At 69.6% G+C, this 6126-nt stretch carries 1 protein-coding gene; it reads right to left on the bottom strand.

From position 1 onward, the window contains the following. Positions 1–146: 146 nt before the first annotated feature. Positions 147–5735 (bottom strand): GH92 family glycosyl hydrolase, encoded by a 5589-nt coding sequence (locus tag PV350_RS43440; RefSeq protein WP_500338892.1) that lies wholly within the window; start codon positions 5733–5735, stop codon positions 147–149. Positions 5736–6126: the final 391 nt, after the last annotated feature.

Raw genomic sequence — 6126 nt, 5'->3', positions numbered from 1 at the left:
GCCGTGCCCGCGATGCCCGTGCGCCGCGCCCGTGCCCGCGGGGGGGGCACGGAAAAGCGCCGGTGGGCGGGGCCGTGATCACGGCCCTGCCCACCGGCGGCTTTGATTGGTTCAGCTCAGTCCGGCTCGGTCCAGCTCGGTTCGGGTCAGTTTTGGTCGGTGACCTGGAAGTGCAGCCGGACATGGGTCGCCGAATCGGCGCCGGCCAGTGTGACAGCGGTCGGACCTGGCTTGGCCGTCCCTGGAACGCTGATGGTTGCGCCGTGGATCACACCGTCGGCGTTTGCGTGCACGGTGATGATGGCGAGGCCGTCACCGAAGCCGATCCTCACGGCCTCGTTCGGCGCGAATCCGCTGGCGTTGACGACGATCGCCGTGGCGCGCGGCCCCGACGTCGTCGACAACAGCACGTCGGGTCGGTACGTCCGCGCCTGCGGTTCATCGGTCACCCGGACGGTGGCCGTCGCCGGAGTCCGCGAGGACGTGCCGGCCGCGGTGATGGCGTACCGGCCGGGCTGCGCGTCGTCGGACGCCGCCACGGACGCGTGGACCGCACCCGTCGCGGAGGCCTCGACCGTCACGCTGCGCGCCGGGCTGGTGCCCAGCTTGACGGTCACGCGCTCGCCGGCGGCGAACCCGCTGCCGTTGACGGTGATCGCGTCACCGGCCTCGACGGTGGTGGATGCCGACGCCGAGATCGACGGCTGCAGCGCCGCCTTCCCCACGGTCACGGTGAACGTCTCGGTCCTGCTGGACAGCGTGTCCCACGTGGTGAAGTGCACGGTGTACGTGCCCTGCTGCGCGTACGTGTGCTCTGCGCTGATCGCACCGGAGGCGTCGACCGTGGCGTCGGACGGAACCGTGCCGTCACCCCACTGGACGCGGGCCTGGTAGCCCGTCGGTCCGGGAACGCCGCCGGTCACCGAACCGAGGTCCGCCGCGAGGGCCTTCCCCGGGGTGGCCGTCCGGTCCTTGGGAGTGGTGGTCACCAGCGCGGGCGCCGGCGTGCCGTCGTGGGCGACGGCGAACACGTGGATCCGGCCGGCGGAACCGGCGTCGCCGGTCTGCTTGGGCACGGTCACCGACACCAGCGTCTTGCCCGCCGGGATCTGGAACGGCGTGGTGGCGAACAGGAACGGCTGGGCGCCGTCCCGGCTCGTGCCGAGCAGCCGGTAGGCGGACTTGGCGACGACGATGTTGCCGAAGGACGGCGTGCCGCCTGCGTTGCCGCCCAGCGTCCAGTCGCTCATCTGGATCGGGACGGTGGCGGTGCTGCCGTCGCTGAACGTCGCCGTGCCGGTGGTGTTCTGGTTGCCCTGCGTGCCGGCGCCGATGAACGAGATGCTCTTCGCGTCGGACGGCAGGTTGAGCACGAGCGTGCTGCCGTTGCCCGTCGCGTTGTCCGGCTGGCCCGCCGGGGTCTGCGGCAGCGTGAAGTGCAGCGCCGTGCCGGGCACGTCGTGCTGCTGGCCCTGGGTCACGCCGGCCGCCTTGAGAGCGGCACGCGAGTACGCCCAGGACTTGCTGTCGCAGTTCGCGGCGAGCGCGCCCTCGTCCCCGATGCAGAGGGTGTCGAAGGCGGCGGTGAGGCTGGAGCTCGGCGCGTACGCCACGTCGGCCCCGACCGTGCCCGAGCCCTGGACGGTGCCGTCGGTCACCGTGACGTTCGCCTGGTAGTAACCGGGCTTGGCGTAGGTGTGCGTACCGCTGACGCTGTACACGCCCCGCGAGCTCAGAGCCGTGGTGCCCGTGGTGACGGGCGAGCCGTCACCCCAGTCGACCGTGGCCTGGTAGCCGCTCGCGGTGCCCCCGGTGACGGTGGCCAGGGGTGCCGAGACCGCGACGCCGGACGTCGCGTGCAGCCCGCTGCTCACGCCGGCGACCGTGAGGTCGCCGCCACCGAGCTGGACGTCGCCGCCCGCGAGCAGTTCGACCTCGGCGAGGCTGGTCTGCGCGGCGCCGGCGGTCTCCTTCACGACCAGGCGGAACCGTGCGAACGTGCCCGGATTGCCGATCTTGAACGGCCGGGTCTGGTTGCGGGACGGGAACACCTCGCGGTGACGCGAGTCGAGCGTGGTCCAGGTGATCCCGTCGTTGGAGGCCTGCAGCTTCCAGTCCGTCGGGTCGCCCGCGCCCGCACCGGAGGTGAGGGTGTAGTACGACGGCCTCTGCTTGCCGCCGCGGTAGACCCAGTCGATCTGGGGCTCGCCGGTGGCGAAGGTCATCTGCGTGGTCGACGAGTCGTCGAACAGCTTCGACGCGTCCTGCCCGTCGCTGGTGGTCGTGGTGCCGAGGCCCGGACCCGTGGTGTCCTGCAAGGGCTTGGGCACGTCTGTGCCCTTGGTCAGCGACGGCGGCGCGTCCTTCTTGCCGGTGCCCCAGGACGAGGGCTGTGAGCCCATCGCGAAGTCGATCGTGCCGCCGTGGACGAGCTTGGCCGAGTCGACGGACAGTGCGCGCTGGGTCTTGCCGTTGACCTTCACACCCTGCACGTAGATGTTCTTGGTGCTGTTGTCCGGCGCGTTGACAACGATGTCGCCGCTCGTGCGGTGGACGGTCATCTTGGTGAACTGCGGCGAGCCTATGGCCCAGTGGGAGGAGCCGGCCTGCAGCGGGTAGATGCCGAGCGAGCTGAGGATGTACCACGACGACATCTCGCCGTTGTCCTCGTCACCCGGGTAGCCCTGGCCGATCTCGTCGCCGACGTAGAGGCGCTGCAGGATCTCCCGCACGATCGCCTGCGTCTTGGACGGCGCACCGGCGTAGTCGTACATGTACGGGATGTGGTGCGAGGGCTGGTTGCTCATGCCGAGCTGGCCCAGGCGCACCGCCTGCGCCTCGAGCATCTCGTGGATCGTGCCGTTGTACCCACCGGGGTGGTCGGCGTTCTCCGGGGTGGAGAAGAACTGGTCGAGCTTCTGCTCCAGCTGCTTCTGACCGCCGTAGAGGTTGGCCAGGCCCTGGCCGTCCTGCTGCGCGGTGAACGCGAAGTTCCAGCCGTTCGTCTCGGTGTAGGCGCCGCCCCAGTCGAGCGGGTCGCCGGTGAGGAACGTGCCGTTGGCCTGGCGTCCCTCGAAGAACTTGCTGTCCTTGTCGAAGAGGTTGACGTAGTTGCGGGCGCGCTGGAGGAAGTACGCCGACTCCTCCTTGATCCGCTTGCGGTCGTCCTTCGGCACGGACTTGTCGTCGGCCAGGGCCGCGCCCATGTTGCCGATGCCGTAGTCGTTGATGAAGCCTTCCAGCGCCCACGACACGGACTCGCCGGTGGAGGTGGGCGTGTAGCCGAGGAACAGCCCGTTCTCGATGCCCTTGCGGCCGACCTCGCTGCGGCCGGACGCGACGGTGGCGTCCTTGACCGCCGCCTCGTACGCGGCGAGCGGGTCGGGCACCTTGACGCCGTTGAGGTAGGCCTCGGCCAGTGCCACGTTGGCGCTGGTGCCGGTCATCAGGTCGGCGTAGCCGGGTGAGGACCAGCGGGCTATCCAGCCGCCGTCGCGGTACTGCTGGACGAAGCCGTCGGAGATCTTGGCCGCGATGTCGGGGTACAGCAGCGAGTAGGCGGGCCACACGGTGCGGTAGGTGTCCCAGAACCCGTTGTTGACGTAGATCTGGCCGTCGACGACCTTGGCGCCGGTCTGCGTGGCGGTCGAGGTGCCGGTCGGTGCCGACACCGGGCTCGCGTACTGCCAGTGCGGCGCGGCGGCGGTGCCGGTGTTCTCCGACTGCGAGTTCGGGTACAGGTTCAGCCGGTAGAGGTTGGAGTAGAGCGTGACCTTCTGCGTCTCGTTCGCGCCCTGCACCTCGATCCGGCCGAGCCGGTCCTTCCACGTCGCGGTGGCCGCGTCGTGGATCTGGTCGAAGCTCTGCCCGGTGACCTCCAGGCCGAGGTTCTTGCCCGCCTGGCCGACCGAGAGGAACGAGGTTGCGATCCGCAGCGTCACCTGTCGGCTCGCGGAGGTGTCGAAGGTGGCGGAGGTGGCGGAGGTCGCCGTCGGCGCCCGGTCGAAGGTGCCGGACACGAACATCCGGCTGCGACCGGCCGACAGACCGCTTCCGTTGTCCACCCAGCCGGTGAAGGTGCCGTCCGTGCCGATGGTGAACGTGCCGTTGTAGAAGACCAGGCTTCCGGTGTTCTGCCCGGACGGGAAGGTGAACTGCATGATGCCACCGTGGTCGGTGGGCGACATCTGCGCCTTCAGGCCGTTCTGCGCGGTGACCTGGTAGAAGTCCGGCCGCGCGATCTCGTCGTCGTGGCTGAAGGCGAGTGCGCGTCCGCTGGGCGCTCCGGTGAGCGAGCCCCCGGCCGGCACCGGCATGACCGACATCTGGTTGCGGTCACCCATCCAGGGGCTGGGCTCGTGCGAGATCGCCAGTCCCTGCAGCGTCGGCAGGTTGGCCGCGTTGTTGCCCGCCTGGTAGTCGTACTCCCAGGAGTTGGACGCGGCGTTGGTGACCGGCGTGAAGAAGTTGAAGCCGTTCGGCATCGCCGAGATCGGCAGGTTGTTGCCGCGCGAGAACCCGCCGGACGCGTTGGTGCCGCGCCGGGTGTCGACGAAGTTGGTCAGGCTGGAGCCGTCCACCGGCGTCGGGGTGCCCGACACGGTGACGGCGTCGAGCCAGCCCTGGAAACGCGTCGAGGCGGTGGCCTTGGGGTCGTCGTAGGAGAGCAGGACGCGGTCGATCGTCTTGCCGCCTGCGACCGCCCCGATCTCGGACTGCACCGCGTTCCACTGGTCGGCGTAGAGCACCTTCGACGCACCCTGCCCGGCCGCGGTGAGCGCGTAGCCGTGGCTGTCGACGGGCGAGAGGCCGCTCAGGTAGGTGCCGTCGGTGAAGTGCAGGTCGACGGCCGCGTAGGTGGACGGGTACTGGGTGTCCTTGGCCGTGAACTCGGGGAAGATCTTGTACGACAGCCGGGTCTTGGGTCCGACCGGGATGTCGACGTCGAAGAGCTTGTTGGTCGCGTACGAGCGGCCGTCGGCCCGCGCGCCGCCCGAGTACCGCAGCGAGGCCACGCCGGAGAACCCGGCCCCCGGCTTCATGTTGTAGCCGCTGACCGGTCCCGCGCCGGCGACACTGACCATCGGGGTGGCCGGCGGCAGGACGTTCGAGCCGTCGCTGATGTTCCAGTCCGCGAGCTGGAGGATCGAGTCACCGGAGTTCGCCGTGACGTTCAGCCGGTAGTACGCGTAGGCCGTCGTGTTGCTGAAGCTGTAGGTGTTGGTGGCGAACCGCCCGCTGAAGCTCACACCCGTCCGCGTGTCCAGGTCGGTCCACGCGCTGCCGTCGTTCGACCCCTGAACGGTGAAGTCCTTGGGGTCGCGGCCCGCCGCGTCGTTCGCGGAGGTCAGCGAGTACTTCACCACCGCCGCGGGCTTGGCCAGCCGGTACGTCACCCAGCCGGTTTTGGCGAACGCCAGCCACTTGGTCGACGGATCGGCGTCCTTGACGTTGGAGGCGACTTCCCCGGGCGGATTGTCGGCGCTGGCGGTCACCGCGCTGACCTGGTCGAGCAGGCTGCCGGGTAGTGCGGTGGAGCTCGATCCGCTCAGGTTCTCCTGGACCGGCTTGCCGCTGCCGTCGACCTCGACGGTGCTCGCCGCGGCCTGCGGGTCGGCCGACTCGAAGGAGGAACTGAAGTTGCCGGGCGGCGGCGCGGCAACCACCGAGGGTGCGACGGCCAGCAGCCCCACGGGCAACGACAGGGCTATCGCCGCGCCGGCCCATCTTCGCAAGGACACATGGCGGGCAGAGGGGGAAGGTGACACGGAGGGACCTTTCGTCATTGGAGGTCGGGAGCATCACGTCGGGGCGCGCCGCGGCTCGGTCCTGGACGGCGCCAGGAGGCGGTTCGACCCGGAGAACAGGCCAGTACAGGTCGGGACAGGTCAGTACGAAGCGGTGCCACGATCGCCGACGCGGGGCGGCGACAACCGCCCCGGCCCCATACATGTGTTGGGGCGAAGGTCCTGGATCACGCGGAAGCTCCGTAAAGGGATGGGGGACTCGTAAAAGGGCACACCTGCCGTAGATCGCGGTTAGCGTGTTCCTTTCCAGACAACGTTGTCAAGAGTGGAGCGCGTAACCCCGTGAAATAGCCCGTTCTCCTTCCCGGTTCGCCCGCCC

Source organism: Streptomyces sp. PA03-6a (genome assembly GCF_033792765.1).
Taxonomy (GTDB): domain Bacteria; phylum Actinomycetota; class Actinomycetes; order Streptomycetales; family Streptomycetaceae; genus Actinacidiphila.
Note: the sequence above shows the minus strand (reverse complement) of the source record. Positions and strands in the feature narration are given on the sequence as shown.